Annotated in this window: 15 protein-coding genes; 3 read left to right on the top strand and 12 right to left on the bottom strand. The window is 41.5% G+C overall.

All coding sequences use genetic code 11. The features are described from left to right. Window positions 1-78 precede the first annotated feature (78 nt). Window positions 79-678 carry a hypothetical protein gene (locus ICI50_RS01100; protein WP_188891785.1) on the bottom strand — a complete coding sequence of 200 codons (600 nt, stop codon included), beginning with the start codon at window positions 676-678 and terminating at the stop codon, window positions 79-81. Between the two features lie 81 nt (window positions 679-759). Further along, on the bottom strand, window positions 760-2,517 hold the full coding sequence (locus tag ICI50_RS01095) for an SLAP domain-containing protein (RefSeq protein ID WP_244040398.1): 1,758 nt from the start codon (window positions 2,515-2,517) through the stop codon (window positions 760-762). A gap of 670 nt (window positions 2,518-3,187) precedes the next feature. Here ICI50_RS01095 and ICI50_RS01090 point away from each other — a divergent pair. Continuing rightward, the gene (locus tag ICI50_RS01090; protein ID WP_054640637.1) at window positions 3,188-3,616 is read left to right on the top strand and encodes a hypothetical protein; all 429 of its coding nucleotides are present in this window, start codon (window positions 3,188-3,190) and stop codon (window positions 3,614-3,616) included. Window positions 3,617-3,662: 46 nt separating this feature from the next. Here ICI50_RS01090 and ICI50_RS10715 read toward each other — a convergent pair whose 3' ends face one another. Continuing rightward, window positions 3,663-4,112 (bottom strand): hypothetical protein, encoded by a 450-nt coding sequence (locus ICI50_RS10715; protein ID WP_244040397.1) that lies wholly within the window; start codon window positions 4,110-4,112, stop codon window positions 3,663-3,665. Between the two features lie 7 nt (window positions 4,113-4,119). Beyond that, entirely contained in the window at window positions 4,120-4,299 is a 180-nt protein-coding gene (locus tag ICI50_RS01080; protein ID WP_188891783.1) for a hypothetical protein, read from the bottom strand. 176 nt (window positions 4,300-4,475) lie between these two features. Between ICI50_RS01080 and ICI50_RS01075 the strand changes: the two genes are divergently transcribed. Further along, window positions 4,476-4,910: a hypothetical protein gene (locus ICI50_RS01075; RefSeq protein ID WP_188891781.1), complete on the top strand. Its 435-nt coding sequence runs from the start codon at window positions 4,476-4,478 to the stop codon at window positions 4,908-4,910. Between the two features lie 252 nt (window positions 4,911-5,162). Continuing rightward, window positions 5,163-7,184 (top strand): KUP/HAK/KT family potassium transporter, encoded by a 2,022-nt coding sequence (locus ICI50_RS01070; RefSeq protein WP_188891779.1) that lies wholly within the window; start codon window positions 5,163-5,165, stop codon window positions 7,182-7,184. 282 nt (window positions 7,185-7,466) lie between these two features. On the opposite strand, the gene ICI50_RS01065 is transcribed toward ICI50_RS01070, so the two are convergent. The 8 genes from ICI50_RS01065 to nrdD all read right to left on the bottom strand — a co-directional run bounded on the left by ICI50_RS01065 (window position 7,467) and on the right by nrdD (window position 17,540). Further along, window positions 7,467-8,786, bottom strand: a complete 1,320-nt coding sequence (locus ICI50_RS01065; RefSeq protein ID WP_056941123.1) for an RNA-guided endonuclease InsQ/TnpB family protein — start codon at window positions 8,784-8,786, stop codon at window positions 7,467-7,469. A 32-nt stretch (window positions 8,787-8,818) separates the two neighbouring features. Beyond that, a complete protein-coding gene (tnpA, locus tag ICI50_RS01060) occupies window positions 8,819-9,229 on the bottom strand; it encodes an IS200/IS605 family transposase (RefSeq protein ID WP_056941122.1) in 411 nt (136 codons plus the stop codon). 208 nt (window positions 9,230-9,437) lie between these two features. Further along, window positions 9,438-11,378 carry a M13 family metallopeptidase gene (locus ICI50_RS01055; protein ID WP_176752301.1) on the bottom strand — a complete coding sequence of 647 codons (1,941 nt, stop codon included), beginning with the start codon at window positions 11,376-11,378 and terminating at the stop codon, window positions 9,438-9,440. Window positions 11,379-11,468: 90 nt separating this feature from the next. Continuing rightward, window positions 11,469-12,686, bottom strand: a complete 1,218-nt coding sequence (locus tag ICI50_RS01050; protein WP_013855228.1) for an MDR family MFS transporter — start codon at window positions 12,684-12,686, stop codon at window positions 11,469-11,471. Window positions 12,687-12,776: 90 nt separating this feature from the next. Beyond that, complete coding sequence (locus ICI50_RS01045; RefSeq protein WP_188891777.1) at window positions 12,777-13,985, bottom strand: DUF438 domain-containing protein; 1,209 nt, start codon at window positions 13,983-13,985, stop codon at window positions 12,777-12,779. Further along, window positions 13,985-14,566 (bottom strand): iron-sulfur cluster assembly protein, encoded by a 582-nt coding sequence (locus ICI50_RS01040; protein WP_013855226.1) that lies wholly within the window; start codon window positions 14,564-14,566, stop codon window positions 13,985-13,987. Before ICI50_RS01040 ends, ICI50_RS01045 begins: the two co-directional genes overlap by 1 nt. A 53-nt stretch (window positions 14,567-14,619) precedes the next feature. Then, complete coding sequence (gene nrdG / locus ICI50_RS01035) at window positions 14,620-15,333, bottom strand: anaerobic ribonucleoside-triphosphate reductase activating protein (RefSeq protein ID WP_013855225.1); 714 nt, start codon at window positions 15,331-15,333, stop codon at window positions 14,620-14,622. After that, the gene (nrdD, locus tag ICI50_RS01030) at window positions 15,333-17,540 is read right to left on the bottom strand and encodes an anaerobic ribonucleoside-triphosphate reductase (RefSeq protein WP_056941120.1); all 2,208 of its coding nucleotides are present in this window, start codon (window positions 17,538-17,540) and stop codon (window positions 15,333-15,335) included. Before nrdD ends, nrdG begins: the two co-directional genes overlap by 1 nt. Between the last annotated feature and the right edge of the window lie 186 nt (window positions 17,541-17,726).

The following is a 17,726-nucleotide window of genomic DNA, read 5'->3' as shown; positions in this document are numbered from 1 at the left end:
TACTTGAATCTTATTGAAATTTATATCATTTTAATTAAAAGAAAAAGCCGGCAATTGCCGGCTTTCTTATGAACATAATTATCTTTTGGAAGATCTTCTATGAGCTTTCTTATGATGCTTTTTATGTGACTTCTTGTGTGATTTCTTATGACGCTTCTTAGCATGATGCTTTTTGGCGTGTTTCTTTGGTTTAGGCTTAGAACTATTATTTGCGATAGTACCTAAACTAGACTTGCCAATTTTACCATTAGAAACCTTAAACTCAAAGTCACTGCCACCTTGAGCCAAAGAACTATTGGCTGCAGCACTTACTGTACCAATAATATTGCCGTAGTTATCTACAATATCAAAGGTTCTATCTTTAGAAGAAGGCGTAAATCCTGATACATTAATCGTTGCGGAAAGCTGATAAGTACCATTTACCAACTGAGTAGAACTAGGAATATCTACGGAATTGGTATTATGTGATAATCTTGGATTATTGATAAATACGTTGCCATTAACTTGATGGCCATTTTCCATAATCTTAGTATTTCTCAGGAAATGATTATAGATATCACTTGAACTAACATTAGATACTTGCGCAGCTTGAGCAACTGAAGCTGTTGGGATTGATACAACTGGTGATACAGCCAGTAATGTAGCCGTTGCCAGACTGAATAATTTTACTTTTTTCATGATTAATTCCTTATTTGAATCCAAAACAAAAAGACAGAGCGTTTGCTCTGCCTTTTATGTTAGTTAGCACTGTTGTGCGACTTATCTAAAGTTTGCAACCTTAACGTAAGTCTTGTCAGTGTTGTTACCGATCTTGTAGTAACGCTTGCCGTTCTTGAACTTGTATGAAGCACCGTAAGTAGTTACAGTGTCGCCCTTCTTAAGAACAACCTTCTTGGCACGCTTCTTTGAAGTCTTGTAAACGTATGCGTTGTGCTTCAAAGTACGCTTGGTACCATCGATGTTGCCAGCGTTGATGTACTTATCAACAGCCTTGCCGTTTTCTACTACTTGGTAGTAAGTCTTGCCGTTGATAGTAGTAGTCTTAGGAGCAACAGTTACTGAGTCGTAACGGGTAGCCTTTTCAGTACCTACACGTTGACCTTCCTTGTTGTAGTAGTAAGCGTTGTGCATAATGGTCTTTGATACGCTGGCTACAGTTTCTGGTTCTGGAGCTGGCTTAGTAGCAGTTAAGTCTGAAGCCTTTACCCATTCATTTGAGTTTTCACTATTAATTTGAGTGTATTGAACGCCATCAATAGTTACTGAGTCAAAGGTCTTAACAGCTTGATCCTTCTTAAGGGTAGTCTTGGTTTCACTTACAACATTACCGTTGATGTTGTAAACCTTAGTGTTATCAGCCTTTGCGTATTGAACTGGTGCTTGATGTTCACTACCCATAACGATAACTTTAACAGTAAGCTTAGAAGTCAAACCTGCTGGGTTAGTAGCAGTAACGATTACTGGGTAAATACCTGGTTCGCTCTTTACGCTGCTTGAATCAACACTAATCTTTGAGCTGTTGATTACAGCCTTAGTAGCTTCGTTATCTTTCAATTCAGCAACAGCAGTAGCATGCTTGTTATTACCATATGCACTTTGAACGTGTGCAATAACATCAGCCTTTACAACATCTGCACTGTACTTATCATTATTGTCAAGGCCATTAACGATAATGTTATTATCTACTTTGCTAATGTCAGTAGCTTCAATGTTACCACTGTAGTAAACCTTGTTGTTAACTACGAATGCAGGAGCGTTGTAGTTAACTTTTGAGTTAACTCTAACAGTGATTGAAGCAGTGTTGCCGTTTTCTGACTTAGCAGTCAACTTAAGGTTGAAGCCGTTTGCTGGGTAATCAAATTCACCGTTTAAAGCGCGCTTTAAGCCTTGAGCAATTAATTGACTTTCAACATCTGATGCAGTAGTAGTGATAGTTGCACCGTCATTTGAAGCATCACTAGTCTTAGCAGCAACAATACCCTTTTCACCAGCAATATCACTTAAAAGTGAAGCTGGAGTAAAGCCGTTGGCAATAGTATCAAGAGAAACAGTATCACCGTTGTTTAAAATAGTGTTGTTCTTTGTTTGATAGAAGTATGGAGTACCTTGTTGACTAGCAAACTTAGCAGTTACATCAGTAGTGTAAGAAACACTTTGACCCTTAAGAGTAAATACAAGGGTTTGTTTAATTTCACCATTTTCTTGGTTTTCAGCAGAAGCAACAAAGATGTTGTTAATTTCTGCATCCTTAACACCAGCCTTAGCACCAGCAGCAGCTGCAAGAATAGCACGTTGAGTATCATTTAACTTAACAGTAAATGGTGTATTAGTAGCACGGTCTAAGCTAACAGTACCAATGTCTACGCTACCAAGCTTTGTTGGAGCTTCGTTAGTAATATTTTTCTTAGCAGCAGCAGAAACAGTGTTAGCAGGTGCAACGACACCAGAAGCAGCGACAGGAGCAACAGCTAATAAAGCAGCAGCAGCAGCGCTAACAATTCTTAAATTTTTCTTCATGTGGTCTTTTCCTCCTTGAAATATACAAAATGTAACAGGCCATAGGGTTTCAGCATGTGCAGGAGCCTATAATGTACAAAACCCTTCGAGACATGATCCACGAGTTTATAACTCTCGCGAGGTAGTAGTCAATGCTGAAGGATCAGCATGCGTACAGGCCACACGCCTGAAGCACGTCCTATTACTTACCACGATTCATATTGTACTAACCTCAACAAGAAATAGCAAGTTAAATTGATTGAAAAACACCTTTTGTAATATTTCTCTTATTCTTACTAACACATAAGCTTATAACCTGTAAAAATTAAAAATACCGCAAACCTAGTCATAACAAGAAATGCAGGCTTAAGACCACTTTTCTATGTTTCAAGTAATTTTACAAACGTATAACAAAGTAAGCCAAAAAAGTAATATTCGTATATTCTTTTCCTAAACAATTCTCTGTGAATCATTGCACATTATTCCGTTTTTCTCTTCTGCAGCTTCATCACTATAATTTTTCTTTACTACCTTATTATAAGAGTCCCGATCATCCCTTCTTAACAATTACTAAAGTTTGAGTGTGTTTCTCTCACCTTATCACCTAAATGATTTACACTAGTACTGACAATTTGAAATCCCATTCGGGCCAAATTTGTAATAACTTTTTTCAAGGGAGAGATTACATATAATGAAGAAACTAGTCTTTGGGGGCGTAATTGCAGCGATGTTTATCTTAGGTGGAGGCGGCGCCGGTGCTTATATCAGCCACAGCAATGCCGCACAACATACCGCACAGGATAATTCTAATTCATCAGGCAAGATTGATAATAAGCAAGATAACCACGGCAGCAATGATGTAAGCAAGGATCAAGATGATTCAAGCAAGGACGACGACTCCTCTGTTTCATCGGATTCTTCCAGCTCATCAGACAAGGACCAAGATAAGGATAAGAATTCTTCCTCTTCATCAAGTAAGAAGAAGGAGCAATCCAGCCAATCTAGTTCTAGCTCCAGTGATGATGATTCTAGCCAGAGCAGCAGCCAAAAGCAATCTAGCCAATCCTCATCCGAGCAATCATCCAGCACCCAATCTAGCGCTGCTAACAATAAGAACTAAGAAGAAAGAGCCACTACTGCAGTTGAGTAGTGACTCTTATTTTTTACTAAACTTCCTTCATCATTTGCTCGAGTTCAGCTTTAGTGAAGGATTTTTGATATTCATCTACCAATGCAGGTAAAATCTTACTATCTGGCATGCCCAGGTGGCGACTAATGCTTATTGCCTTCCGTACTCCATTCTTCCTTTCTTGTTCCTTACCGTATTCGCGTTCTTCTGCCATTTTTGTTTCAAAGCCCATAATCTTATCCCTCCGAACTGGGTCTGCATTAATATGCGTAATCTTCCGTCGAATTTTGTCATAGATTCTCTGCTGTGTTTCATCAGCCAAGTGATCCAATTGATCGTACCAATCTTCCATCAGATTCACTAACGGCACCAAGTTATACGGTGCACTAGCCAAATCTCCTTTTGAATTAATTATAATTTCTTCTTTTCCGTCATTCAACTCATCCGTTCGGTCTACTACACCTAGCGAACGATACCAACGCTTCACGGGCCCTTCACCATCCGACATCCTGAGAACCGTAGTAACGAAGTCGCTTACCCAAGTCTTTCTGATCCGTCGTTTGCATTTCCAAATTATAGAAATTATGTTGTTCGTCCTTGCCACTCATCACCTCACCAAAAAACTGATCCTCAGTGAAGCCATACCATTGTTTTCCCTCGTGCGTTTTTTCCATAGCGTACCTCATTTCAATAATAGTAGGAATTTTCCCCTCCATTATTTATTACGCAAAAAAACGCTATTTTTTCTTTTTAAATTTTATCAACCACTAAAATTTGCTTTTACTTGCAAAAATCAGTAAAATTGTTATTGACTTTACACTGTTTATTTTTTAATAAAGGGGTACCAACTTTGACTGAAGAAGAAAAGAACGCACAAGTTCAAGCAGATACAGAAAACGAAGAAAACGACGATCTTAAAGTCGTTATGCCAGAAGCCAACAAGACTACGATGCCTAAGGAAGAATTCAAGGAACAACCTGATTACTTGAAGGTCTTCGCTAACTTCTACATCGCTGAATTCGACGCCGATGATCTTGAAGTAATCAACCTTTACGATGAGAATCACAACATGGTCGACATCAACAGCTACCTATTGAACAACATTCACTTCCCACGTAAGAAGTTGATCGATCACGTATTGCAATACCACGACTACAACTTCAAGAACTTGCTTAAGGTGATGGCTGATAAGACTGGCGTTAAGCCTGAAGAAATGCTCACTCACGAAGCATGGGAAAAATGGGACGAAGAACAACGTGCCAAGATTCCTTCATCACTTTCATAATTTGAGATTGAAAAAGCTCCCATTTTCGGGAGTTTTTTGTTTGCACTTTATAGTTGTTCAGTCTGACTAACAAAAATCGCAAAATTTGTCACTTATATTAAACATCTTAACGCTATCTTCCTAATCACTTATCTTCATTTTTTCACTTGCAATCTAACCTAAAATAGACGAGAATGGATGTATCAAGAAAATGCCAGCGTGGCATTTTCTTTTTTTATTAAAAGCTACAATTTAATTTGTGGGAGATTTGAAATGAATAATAAAGCTAAACACATGAGCGCGGCTAGCTTACTGATCGCCATCGGAATCGTTTACGGCGATATCGGTACTAGTCCGCTTTATGTTATGAAGTCTATTGTGGAAGGCAATGGCGGCATCGGCAACGTGAACCGCGACTTCATCGTCGGGTCTATTTCACTTGTATTGTGGACCGTTACCCTGCTAACGACCCTGCAGACTGTGGTAATCGCTTTGAAGGCAACCAACCACGGTGAAGGTGGGATCTTCGCCCTCTACACGCTGGTTAGAAAGCATGCCAAGTGGCTGGTTTTGCCTGCCTTGATTGGTGGGGCTGCAATCTTAGCCGATGGTACTTTAACGCCAGCCGTTACTGTAACGACCGCGATCGAAGGATTGAAGGGTCTACATTTTGGCGGCAGCATCCCTGTTTCTACCCAAGGCATGGTTATTACGATTACCGTGATCATCCTGCTAGTGCTGTTTTCTATTCAAAAGATGGGGACCAGCATCATCGGTAAGGCCTTCGGTCCGATCATGTTCCTTTGGTTCACTTTCCTAGGTGTCATGGGCGTGATTAACATGGCTGGCGACTGGTCAATTCTAGCTGCCATCAATCCAATGTACGCAATTAAGTTGCTGTTCAGTCCGTACAACAAGGCCGGGATCTTTATCTTAGGATCCATCTTCCTGGCCACTACCGGTGCCGAGGCACTATATTCAGACGTAGGCCACGTTGGCAAGGGCAACATCATTGGTTCTTGGCCATTCGTCTTCGTCTGTTTATCACTTAACTACTTCGGTCAAGGCGTTTGGATTTTGCACAATCCAACCTACCGTCCAGCTGGTGGCTGGGTATTGAATCCATTCTTTGAAATGATCCCAGCCAACATCAGATTGTTTGCCATTATCTTGGCCACAATTGCCGCCGTTATTGCTTCACAGGCTTTAATCACCGGTTCCTTCACGCTGGTTGCTGAAGCCAGTGGCTTAAAGTTCTTGCCAAGAATGAATATCAACTACCCATCTACCGAAAAGGGCCAGATCTACATCCCTTCCATTAACAAGGGAATCTGTATCGCAACTATCGCGATTGTACTTTACTTCCAAACTTCAGCCCACATGGAAGCAGCCTATGGTCTGTCAATCACGATTTCAATGCTTGCAACCACTATCTTGCTTTACGAATGGTTAGTATTAAAGAAGATCAACCCAATTTGGAACTGGATTTTCTTAATCTTCTTTGGCGTGCTCGATATCATGTTCATGATCTCAAGTTTAACTAAGTTCAACCACGGCGGTTATGTCTCACTCTTCATCGCTGGTGTAATTGGCTTCATCATGTACGTTTGGTACTACGGTAACAGGGTCCGTGACAAGCGTGAATCACGCAATGCCTACGTACGTTTAGACGAATACACCGACATGCTGACTAATTTAAGTCATGATGAAAATTACCCAACTTACGCAACTAACTTAGTCTACATGGCTAACGTTAAGTACAACAAGTTCATTAAGCGTGAAGTTCTTTATTCAATCCTAGATAAACGGCCTAAACGGGCTAAGGCTTATTGGTTCGTCACCGTTAATGTCACTAACGAACCGTTCACTGCTGAATATGCGGTTAACACTTACGGCACTAAGAACGTAATTAATATTCAGCTTTACTTAGGATTCAAGAAGCAAACTAGCGTGAACGTCTACATTCGGCAGATCGTTAATGACTTAATCGCCGATGGGACGATCGAACCGCAGCCACAAGAATACACAACCACGCCCGGTCGTGACGTAGGTGACTTCTCATTCGTTATCGTTAACGATGTCATCAGTCCCCAAACGCAACTGGTTGGTTACGAAAAATGGCTGGTTGAAGCTCGGGTTCGTCTGCAGAACCTATCATCTAACCCAGCTTCATGGTTTGGCCTAGAGTTTGCAGATACCGTGATTGAGCGTGTACCATTAATCTTAGGTCGACCAAATCCATCCTACATTAAGCGAATTAAACCAAAAGATTATTCCAACGCGAAAACTAAATAAATACACAAGAAAAAAAGGCTCCTATTTCGGGAGCCTTTTTAGTGCATAGAATTTATATGGGTATAAGTTATCGAGGCCGCAGTGTAGTAGCGCGCACTGTAGTCACTTCCTATTATAGGAGTTTATCGATGACCTACCACCCATCAAATAGATGGGTGGTCTCTTTGTTTAGAGTTTTTCTGCGAACAGCCTGACTTGTCCTCTTCATTCAAAAATATCCACTCAAGTTTTCTTGAGCTTAGTGGCTTTCTAATCCCACAAGAGCATAGCGGTCGGCCTATTTTAGCAAGGCTGGGCCCTAGCCTGTATTTTACTTATTTTGCTTCCTAAGCTAACTGCTCTAGCCAAGATATTCTTGGAGGCATTTACGTCTCGATCGTGATGCGCATGGCAGTATGGACAATCCCATTCTCTGATAGCTAGCCAGTCCCTGGTCTTCATATGGGCGAATCTTGGATTCTTTTTCCCACATTCTGAACAGATCCGGCTAGTATACTGCGGTTTCACCACAATCAGCTTCTTGCCGTACCACTCGCATTTGTAAGCCAGCAGTCTTCTGAACATGCCCCAAGAAGCATTAGCGATATTGTGAGCCAGCTTATGATTGCCGAGCAGATTCTTGATTTTCAAATCTTCAATGACAATCACGTCATAGCTCTTAACCAGCTCAGTCGTTACTTTCTGCAGGTAGTCGTATCTAATGTTTCTGATCTTAAGCTGGTACTTGCTTTTGGTCTTTCTCAGCTTTTGCCAGTTGGCATAGTCGTACTTGTCTATCTTGGCTTCTTTGTGGCTTTGGTTGAACCGAGCTACCCGCTTTTCAATCGCGGTCCGATTGCGGTCGCAGTGGCTTTGACGCTTAAGCATTGCTTTTTCCAGCTTGAAGGTAGCAGGCACGCCAAAACGTTTGCCATCACTGGTTACCAGCCATTCTTTGCCCAGGCCAACGTCAATCCCCACTGATTTGCCAGTTTTCTTAGACTTCACCTGATATTGAGCTAGCTGTCGTTTATCTTTCACAACAGAAAAGCTGATATAATAGCGGTCTAAATCTTGCCGATAGGAAATGACAACTTTTTGAATGCGGACATTTCTCAGATTATTCAAAGAGCTGGTTCTCAGCGTAATGCCGTTCTTCTTGCCAATTCTTAAGTGGTGCGGACTAAGCACTGCAATCTGAGCTTGAGCACCAGTCTTGGTCTGATATTTAACATTTTTAATCGTGGCAGTTTGAGAATAATACTTACGGCTTTTAAATCTGGGCTTGCCTTGCTTAATTTGTTTTTTAGTTAGAAAAGCCCACATGGCATCGCTAAAGCGTTCAACCGTAAATTGCAAAGACGTGCTGTTAACTCTTTTTAGCCATTCATGCTCCTTACGCATCAGGGGAAGCCAGCTCTTCAAGACGCTAATTTTTGGAAATTTTAATTCAGGATTGGCTTCATAGCGTGCCTCAAAGGCAGCTACAAATTGATTCCAGACAAAACGATTAGCGCCAAACAACTGCCAAATCCAAGCTATTTGTTCACCTTCTGGGTAAATGCGATATTGTCTGGTGCCCAGTTGAATTTCATGTTCGGCAAGCTTAGTCTTAAAAGCCATAAATCTCATCTCCTTTCAATATTTAATGCGTATCATTTAAATGGTCTTTCCCATTGAGTTTCCACATAATGCTTAATAGTTTCTTCTGAGCAATTGCCTACTGTTCTGGCAAAATATGATGGCGACCACAAATGGTGATGGTAAAAGGACCGCCTTAATTCAGGCTTCTGCTTAAAAAGCCATCTTGCAGTGGTGCCTTTAAGCTTCTTAATTAAAACGGTAACTGATATCCAAGGCGGCATAACCACCTCTAAATGCACATGATTGGGCATGATAGTCAGCGCCTCAACTTGACAAGAGTTTTCAGCACAAATTTTTCTAATCTTTTGATCAAGCATTTCTCTAATTTCAGATGTTAAAGCTTGATTGCGATATTTGGTTACCCAAACTAGGTGATAGATCAAAACTGAAACACTTGAAGAAGTATGATATTCTTTAACCATTAATATTAACTTAGCTCCTTGATACATATCAAATTTTAGCAAATTTAATTATACCATTAAAGAGATAAATTTAAGCAAAAAAACAGGAGAAAGACCAAATTCATCACCTCATCAATAGATGGGGAGGTATTCTCTGTTCTTTCTCCTAACTGTTTGTTCTCATTGCATAAAATAGCGAAATATTGTTATTATATTTACAATTTATTTTTTACCAAATTACAACTCGCTTGGCTGGATCGAGCCACATACCGTCGCCTTCCTTAACGTCGATGGCCTTGTAAAATTCTGCTTGGCATTGTGATTGTACGTTAGCCCGTTCTGGACCGGGGGCGTGGACATCAACTGACACTTGCGTTTTAATTGAAGCTTCCAGTTGCTTATTAGCCCAGATGCGTGCGAAGTTTTCAAACAACTTCTTCATATCGCCATGTTCACGCTTGTTGGCTTCAACTGCGGCAGTTAACCCGCCTTGATCAGCAATATTTTCAGAAACAATTTGCTTACCATTCAAGGTTACAGGACCATACTTGATGCCGTCGAACAAGTCAATTTCAGCTTGTGTCCGTTTCTTGAACTCAGCGTAATCTGCCTCAGTCCACCAATTCTTCATGTTACCGTATTCGTCAAATTGCGCACCATTGTTATCAAAGGCATGTGATACCTCGTGGGCAATTACGCTACCAATTCCACCAAAGTTTTCGGCTCGATCTTGCTTCAAGTCATAGAATGGTGCTTGCAAAATTGCGGCTGGGAAAGTCAAATCATTTCTTTGTGGATCATAGCAGGCGTTAACCAGGTTACCTGGCATGAGCCAAACGGTCCGGTCGACCGGCTTGTGCAATTTCTCCACATTGTACTTAACGCTCTCTACTTCAGCTGCACGAGCATTGGAATAAAGACTGCCGCCCTCATCAGCTGGCGTAACTTGCAGACGATCATAGATTTCTTCAATCTTGTCTGGGTAGCCGATCTTCAAAATCAAGGCCCGCAGCTTAACGATCGCCTTTTGCTTAGTGGCTTCTGAGAGCCAATTATTTTCCTTAATGCGTTGTTCGTAGATGTCTAGCATCTGGTGAATCATGTCCAAGACATCCTTCTTAGCGTCCTCACCAAAGTAGGTTCTACCATAGTAAACACCCACAACTTCACTGAACATACCGTTAGCCATCCGGTAAGCTTGCTTTTCTTGACTAGACAACTCTGGTTGACCAGACAAAGCTTGACCGAATGGAAAGGCTGCTTCACGGAAATCTTGTGACAAGTAGCTAGCCGCACCATTGATGAACTTCAAGATCAACCAGCCTTTAATCTCTGCAAAGTTATCTTCGTTAACCAACTCATCGAAGTGGTCTAAGTAACGTGGCTCTTGCACGATCACACGATCAGGCACTTCACCTAAGGCTTCCTTTAAGAAGTAATCGATTTTGAAGTTATTGATCTTCTCTTCAAAGTCAGCCATTGCAGTTGGGTTATAAGTTGCTGGGTAGTCTGCCCATTCTTCTGAGGACTTCACTACCTTAGCCAATTTAGCATCAAATTTGATGGCATTGGCAACATATTCTTGAGCCTTTTCTTCGGCAACACCAGCCATCTTGAGCAGGTTTTCTGATTGCTTTTGCAAAACTGCCAAAAGCTTCTTAGCCGCATCGGTCTGATAAGTCGTCGTATCTGGCAAGAGCAATGAAGGACCTGAGAATTGCAAGACATTAATCTTGGTATTCTTCATGTCGGCATCAACATCGAAGCTGAATGGCAACGCAAAGGCAGCCTTAAACAAGTCGGGTGCCTTTAAGTTAAAGTCTTCAAAGTTGCGGATTCCTTCAAGCAGTTCTAAGTCAGCTTGAATTGGCTTAGCAGCATCCTCATTCCGCTTCTTAAAGTCGCGTGCTAATTTATATAGTTCCACAGCTTTAGCCAGATTAGGCACTGCAGGAATCTCTTTTTTGCCATCGGCAAAATCCGCGAAGTCTTTCATCAGCTTCTTTTCAACATTTAAGTCAATGTTGTCAAAGCTAGCGATTCTAGAACGATCAGATGGAATTTTAACATCCTTTAGCCACTTGGAGTTAACGGCTAAATATAAATTATCTTGTGGGCGAATGCCTTCTTGAGGTGCTAGAATATCGCCGGCACCGCCACGTACAGTCATTTTATTATTCAAAAAATAGGCCTCCCTTATTCGTAAATTAAAATTAAATCAGTTTAATTATATCATTTTAGTTTAATTATTACTGTGATTTTACTTGTACAAAGTAAGCTTTTTAACCAACTTAGTATAAATTGGCACCATTAAGACAATCATCAGGGCAATCACAATTGCGGCTACCCAGAAAAATGGGATGTAACCCGCATGATCGATGATCATCCCGCCAAACAAAGGACCAAAGGCACGACCAATGCCACTGGCCACCATCGTGGAGCCCTGATATTTCCCCTTACTCGTCTTAGGCGAAAGGTCATTAACATAGGCTGGAATAGCTGGAAAGGCTGTTGCTTCACCTAAAGTCAGAATAAACATCGACAAGGCAAAGTGAGCGAAGTCCTTGGCAAAAACCAGTGTGATAAAGGATAGCGAGAACATGCAGATGCCAAAGATGATTTGATGAAAGAGATTTTTAAATAAATTAGGGAAACGAGCCAAAATGCCCTGTGCAATTACGATGACGCCGGCATTCAAGGTCCAAAGTAAGCTATATAAATGGAACGGAATGCCTAGAGAAACCATATAAACGGACAAATTGGATTCCCAATTCATGTACATCAGCCAAGTTACCCCTAAGGTAGTAAAGAAAGCCATTGTCATGATGAAGTTACGCTTAGGCATCGGCACCATCTTTTGCTTAGCGCCACTCTGCCCCTTGGCTACTCTGCGCTTGTGAAAAGCAATGATCGGCCGATAATTAAAGATCGCATTGATAAAAGCTACCACAAATAGCAAGGCCGCGATTATAAATAAAAGCGTAATCGAGTAATCATACAGGTATCCTACAATCAAAGTACCAGTTACCACGCCCAAGTTTTGCGAAAAATACAGGACATTGAAGACATAGCGCCCCGAATAGCGTCGCAGACTAGTCGCAATGGAGTTAATCAGGGTACCATTCCAGCCGCCCAAAAAGCCGGTAATCGTCAGCCAGATCCAATATTCAGGCCAGCCGTGGAAGGCCGCCATTAAGAACAATACGGTAGCATCTAGACCAACGCCCCACAGAATTAATGGATAGGGATTATGGCGGTCATAAAGTCGTCCCGCGATAATTGAGCCAAAAATATTGCCAGCACAATTACAAAATAAAACAACCCCAATCATTGAGAGGCTGATATGCAGTTGCTTGTTTAAATAAACCGAGGTTAGTGGCCAAATAAAACTTGCCCCAATCCACGTAGCAAGCTCCCCCACGATTAGCCATCGCAGCTTGATTTCAGCATCTTGCGTCTTTCCATGTGCAAGCTTCATTTAATCATTTCCTTTCTTATTTCATAATTCATTCCTAACCTCAAGTGTAACAAAAAAGAAGCGGTCCTAATAGCCACTTCTACAGAACATTTATAATGTTTTTTTCTCACCGGATAAGTCTCTAATCTTAGTAATATCCTCTGCCACTTCAAGACAGCCTAAATATTTATTATTTGCATCCCTTACAGCATAATAACGCAAATACAACGTTTTACCCATTTTTTTAGGCGTAAACCAATATTCAATCATATCTCGTTTACCTTCATGAAAATCCTTAAAAATCTTCTGAATCAGCGGCTTGCTCTGCGGCGTATGACAAGAAAAAACAGAATTACCCAATGCATTTTTCGAATGCGGATAGATCGCTGCGCCACCGCCAAAATAAGCCACTTTATCATTTTCATCAACAAAAGTCAGCGCAAAGGGCAAAAGATCAAGAATGGCTGACAACTGCTCTAAATTCAGGCTGCCTTCTTTGAAGTTAACAAAGAAAGAACGCAAATTTTTAATGTCAACTGGGCCACTGCTCTTCTCTGGCAATTTAGGTTGCCAATTCATCGGCGGATTAATTAAGGTATAGCCAATTTGCTTTTCCTCACGCTTCACGTTCAACCAGTCTTCCGGAGTAGCAACTTCTGCAATCATCGGAAGCATGATGTCTTCTTCTTTGAAAATCATCTCTAATACTTCATGACTGACCCGCTGAATTGCATCCTTGACCCGCTCTGGATCAACCGGGGTCGCGTCTACCGCCTTTTGCGCATCCCTAATATAACTGCGGATCTCGTCATCAACGCCCCACATCACTTGTGGCGGTGCGGTAATACCATACTTCGTCATCAGAGGAAACAGCGATACTTCCTTACGCGCATAATGCTTATCAATAGTCGCTAAGTCATTCAAAGCTTGCTTAAGCTTGTCTAACGTTTTCGCCTTACCAGTTTTCGTCCACTTTTTCAGATTAGGCAATAAAAAATCATTAACTAAAGATTTAATTACCACGTTTTCCTGCTTAAAAGTGCTAACCGGATGACCTGGCATAGTAAAATCGGGATTCTCAGCTTGTGGCTTAATGCTGCCCTTGAAGACATCAGCATGAACATTACACAAATATTGAATTTGCCGTGGATCTAGGCCTTGCTTGATTAATTCTCGCTCTGCTGCCGTAATTTCCGCGACATCTACCTGATCGAACTCCGCCTTAAACATCTTCTTGGCAGTCGCAAAATCGCCGCCTTGTTGAATATAGTGTAAAACCTTTAATAATGCTGCCTGTCGCTCTTTACTTAAATCCGTCATTACTCAATCACCTTGTAGCCTTTTGCTTCAAATGCCTTTTTAATCTTATCTAAATCGATCTTCATTGCCTGTGCTCCCAGCGGAATGGTCATTACCCGACCGACCGTCTTGAGCAGGCCCGGAATCTTAATGCGGGTAAAGCCACAATCATACATAATTTGCACAAAGTCTGGATATTCATCCGCCAATTTTTTAATCGGTACAGAAAAATCGATAATCTTCTGCTTCTCCTCAGTCTGCTCAATTTCTGCTTTCTCACCAGCATTATCTAGCATTTCCAACTGCTTTTTAGCTGCATGCGACATCCGCTCCGGTGACCAAACCGGGTACCAGACCAGTTGAACTTGGCATTGATCAATACCATCAACCGATAATACTGCTTTTTCAATATTTTTTTGCAAATAATCCGACAACGGACAGCCACTGATTGTGAGCGTCATTTTTACCGTTGCCTGATGACCTTCAATGTCGATGCCATAGATCAAGCCCAGGTTAACAACATCAACTTGCAATTCTGGGTCAATGACTTGAGTTAACGCCGTCATGATTTGATCAACTTGCTTAATGTTTTCTTCTTTCATTTTCCTTACCCCAAATAAAAAGTCCGGGAAAACTTCCCAGACCTTATTTTACTTTATTTCTGTAATTTATCCCAAATAACGACCTTGTGTGCTTCAAGCGACTTTGGCACATCAATGATTCGTTGGTTGCTGGAGCCTCTGAACTGCAAGGTTAAGTCCTTCAGATCATTCATAAAACGACCATCAACCAAGATATCAATCTTAGACAGCATCTCTCTTTTATCTGGCGTCTCTTTTTGCAATTCATCCCAGGTATAGCCTGACCAAGACCAGATATCCTTAGTATGACCAAACTCCTTGCGAATCCGGTTAATTAATTTTAAGCAAACCCACGTGTTCAGAAAAGGTTCGCCACCAAGCAAGGTCAATCCTTGTACATATGACTGCGACAGATCTTTGATAATGCGGTCCTCTAGCTCCCGCGTATACGGAAAGCCATAATTGAAATTCTGTGCCGCTAAGTTGTAGCATCCCGGGCAGTCAAATAAACAACCGGAGACGTACAGACTGCACCGCACGCCTTCACCATCAACAAAGTTAAATGGCTTATAATCCGCAATTTTATGCTTAGAATAATCTTCCGTCTTCCATTCTTGTGGCTGTGGATTTTTCGGCTTGCGATGCATTCTTTTCAATTCACGCTGATGGTCCAATTGCGGCTTATATTGGTCAGGATCGACAAACATCGTGTCCCCACCCATATTCACCTTGATTAAGTTGCTGCGAACATCAGGCCCTTCTTGCGTGTTTTTATCTTTTTCTGGCATTAATATTCACCATTCTTAACTTCTTCTTCAGTCGCTAAGCTATCTTCTAAGCCAAAGTCCATATGCTTAACGCGGTGCACGATTTCCTCATGCCGACCATGAACCATCGGCCGCTTCAATGGGTTGCCTAAGTAGCCACAAGTTCTTTTAACACAATCACAGGTAGCTGGATCGTGGTTGCCACACTTAGGACATTCAAAGCCTTTAGCAGTGGATTTAAACTCACCAGCAAAACCACATTTGTAGCACTTATCGATTGGCGTGTTAGTACCCAGGTACCCTACCTTATCGTAAGCCCAGTCCCAGACAGCTTCTAAGGCAGCTGGATTTTGTTTCAAGTTAGGGTATTCGCAGTAATGGATAAAGCCACCAGCGGCGTAATAAGGATATGGTGCTTCGAAAGTTAACTTCTCAAACGGAGTTGGGTGCTTTCTAACATCGTAGTGGAAGGAATTAGTGTAGTATTCCTTATCCGTAATGTCCTTCACCTTGCCAAATTTAGCAGTATCCAATCGGCAAAAGCGGTCAGTTAAGCTTTCGCTTGGCGTTGAGTATAAGCTGTAGTGCCAGTGATATGGGTCTTCCTTTTCCCACTTGGCACACAAGTCATGCATGCGCTTGACGATCTCGATAGTGAAGTCATGGGCCTCTTCATTATGTTCCCAATCTGGGCCGTAAAAGACGGTACCGACTTCGTAAAGACCGATATAGCCCAAAGAAATGGTTGCCCGGCCATTCTTGAACAATTCGTTAACGTCATCGCCAGGCTTTAAGCGTTTGCCAAAAACGCCATATTGATACATGATTGGCGCATTCTCCGGCTTAGCTTGAATTGCACGACGTCCCTTGAAGGCCAAAGCTTGGTGACAAGTCCGCATTCTGGTGTTAAAAATCTCCCAGAAGAGCTTTTTATCGCCGTGACTTTCCATGGCAATTCTTGGCAAGTTGACGGTAACTACACCCAAGTTCATTCTGCCTGAGTTAACTTCCTTGCCATTTTCATCCTTCCAGCCTTGCAAGAATGACCGACAACCCATTGGCGCCTTGAAGGAACCGGTGATTTTCTTGATCGTGTCGTACATCAAGACATCAGGGTACATTCTCTTAGTCGAACATTGGATGGCCAACTGCTTAACATCATAATTTGGGTCACCGGGATGCAAGTTCAAACCCTTTTTAATAGTGAACACTAACTTAGGGAAAATAGCGGTTCTGCGCTCTCTACCTAAACCCTTGATTCGGATGCGCAAGATGTCTTTTTGAATTTCCTTTTCAATCCAAGAAGTACCTAGACCAAAGCCTAAAGTAGTAAATGGCGTCTGACCTTGGCTAGAGAACATGGTGTTAATCTCATATTCTAAGCCCTGCATGGCATCGTAGATATCTTTCTTGGTTTGCTGCTTGGCATATTCATCGAGTTTTTCCGGATCAGAGATAAACTCCTTAGCATCCTTAAGGTGCTTGTGGTAATTCTTTTCCGCAAAAGGTGCTAATACTTCATCAGCTCGGTCGAATGAACAACCGCCGTATTGACTAGAGGCCACGTTGGTAATGATTTGCGTTACCTGGTGGGTAGCCACATTGATGGAATTAGGGCTAGTCATGTAGGCATTGCCGATCTTAAAGCCATTAGTCAGCATATCCTTGAAGTCAATCAAGCAGCAGTTAGTCATTGGTGAAAGCGGCGTATAATCCAAATCATGCCAATGAATATCACCGCGCAAATGTGCCTTAGCAATATGTTGCGGCATCATAGTTAAACCGACTGTTTTACCAACGGCACCGGCAGTTAAATCACGCTGAGTACTGAAGACCTCGCTATCTTTATTGGCGTTTTCATTAACAATCGTTGGGTCGCCGTTAACCATCCGTTCCAAACGATTGCGCGTATCGGTTTGCTTAATCCATTCTTGTTCGTCATGCTTACGATAAGCTACATAAGCCTTAGCTTCATCGAGGTAGCCTAATTCATTAAGGCTATCCTTAAAAGCAGCCGCAACATCTTGTGCCTTAACTGCATCTTGCGTCTCTAATTTCGCAGCGATTTTCTCGAGCACAGCTAATGCGGCATCATCTAGATCCAAGTTATGCAGCACCATCTTTAATTTAAAAATTTCAAACGGATACTTTGCCCCATCGCGTTTAACGAAAGTGGTAGGCAAGTTTAATTCATTCTCTTTTTGTTGGTTAAATTCTTGTTTAAGCATATTCATCACTCCAAAATGTCGTAGTTCCATAATATCATAAACACAACATCTTGTATTCTATTCAAATATAGCCCGGTACATCTTGTATCAAGCAAAAGACTGATACATTAACCAACAGCGCAAAAAATTTTTTTAAAGAAAAAAGATTAAGCTTTTTTGCGGCTTAATCTTTAATTCAAAATCAAT

This window comes from Lactobacillus kefiranofaciens (assembly GCF_014656585.1).
GTDB classification, from domain to species: Bacteria; Bacillota; Bacilli; order Lactobacillales; family Lactobacillaceae; genus Lactobacillus; species Lactobacillus kefiranofaciens.
This window is presented reverse-complemented; position numbering and strand designations above follow the sequence as displayed.

Excerpts from the sequence above, each read along its gene's own strand:
- nrdG (WP_013855225.1), bottom strand. The coding sequence starts at position 15,333 with ATGCCAGAAAAAGATAAAAACACGCAAGAAGGGCCTGATGTTCGCAGC.
- ICI50_RS01050 (WP_013855228.1), bottom strand. The coding sequence starts at position 12,686 with ATGAAGCTTGCACATGGAAAGACGCAAGATGCTGAAATCAAGCTGCGA.
- ICI50_RS01040 (WP_013855226.1), bottom strand. The coding sequence starts at position 14,566 with ATGAAAGAAGAAAACATTAAGCAAGTTGATCAAATCATGACGGCGTTA.
- ICI50_RS01090 (WP_054640637.1), top strand. The coding sequence starts at position 3,188 with ATGAAGAAACTAGTCTTTGGGGGCGTAATTGCAGCGATGTTTATCTTA.
- nrdD (WP_056941120.1), bottom strand. The coding sequence starts at position 17,540 with ATGCTTAAACAAGAATTTAACCAACAAAAAGAGAATGAATTAAACTTG.
- ICI50_RS01100 (WP_188891785.1), bottom strand. The coding sequence starts at position 678 with ATGAAAAAAGTAAAATTATTCAGTCTGGCAACGGCTACATTACTGGCT.
- ICI50_RS01095 (WP_244040398.1), bottom strand. The coding sequence starts at position 2,517 with ATGAAGAAAAATTTAAGAATTGTTAGCGCTGCTGCTGCTGCTTTATTA.
- ICI50_RS01055 (WP_176752301.1), bottom strand. The coding sequence starts at position 11,378 with ATGACTGTACGTGGCGGTGCCGGCGATATTCTAGCACCTCAAGAAGGC.
- ICI50_RS01045 (WP_188891777.1), bottom strand. The coding sequence starts at position 13,985 with ATGACGGATTTAAGTAAAGAGCGACAGGCAGCATTATTAAAGGTTTTA.
- tnpA (WP_056941122.1), bottom strand. The coding sequence starts at position 9,229 with ATGGTTAAAGAATATCATACTTCTTCAAGTGTTTCAGTTTTGATCTAT.
- ICI50_RS01070 (WP_188891779.1), top strand. The coding sequence starts at position 5,163 with ATGAATAATAAAGCTAAACACATGAGCGCGGCTAGCTTACTGATCGCC.
- ICI50_RS01080 (WP_188891783.1), bottom strand. The coding sequence starts at position 4,299 with ATGGAAAAAACGCACGAGGGAAAACAATGGTATGGCTTCACTGAGGAT.
- ICI50_RS01065 (WP_056941123.1), bottom strand. The coding sequence starts at position 8,786 with ATGGCTTTTAAGACTAAGCTTGCCGAACATGAAATTCAACTGGGCACC.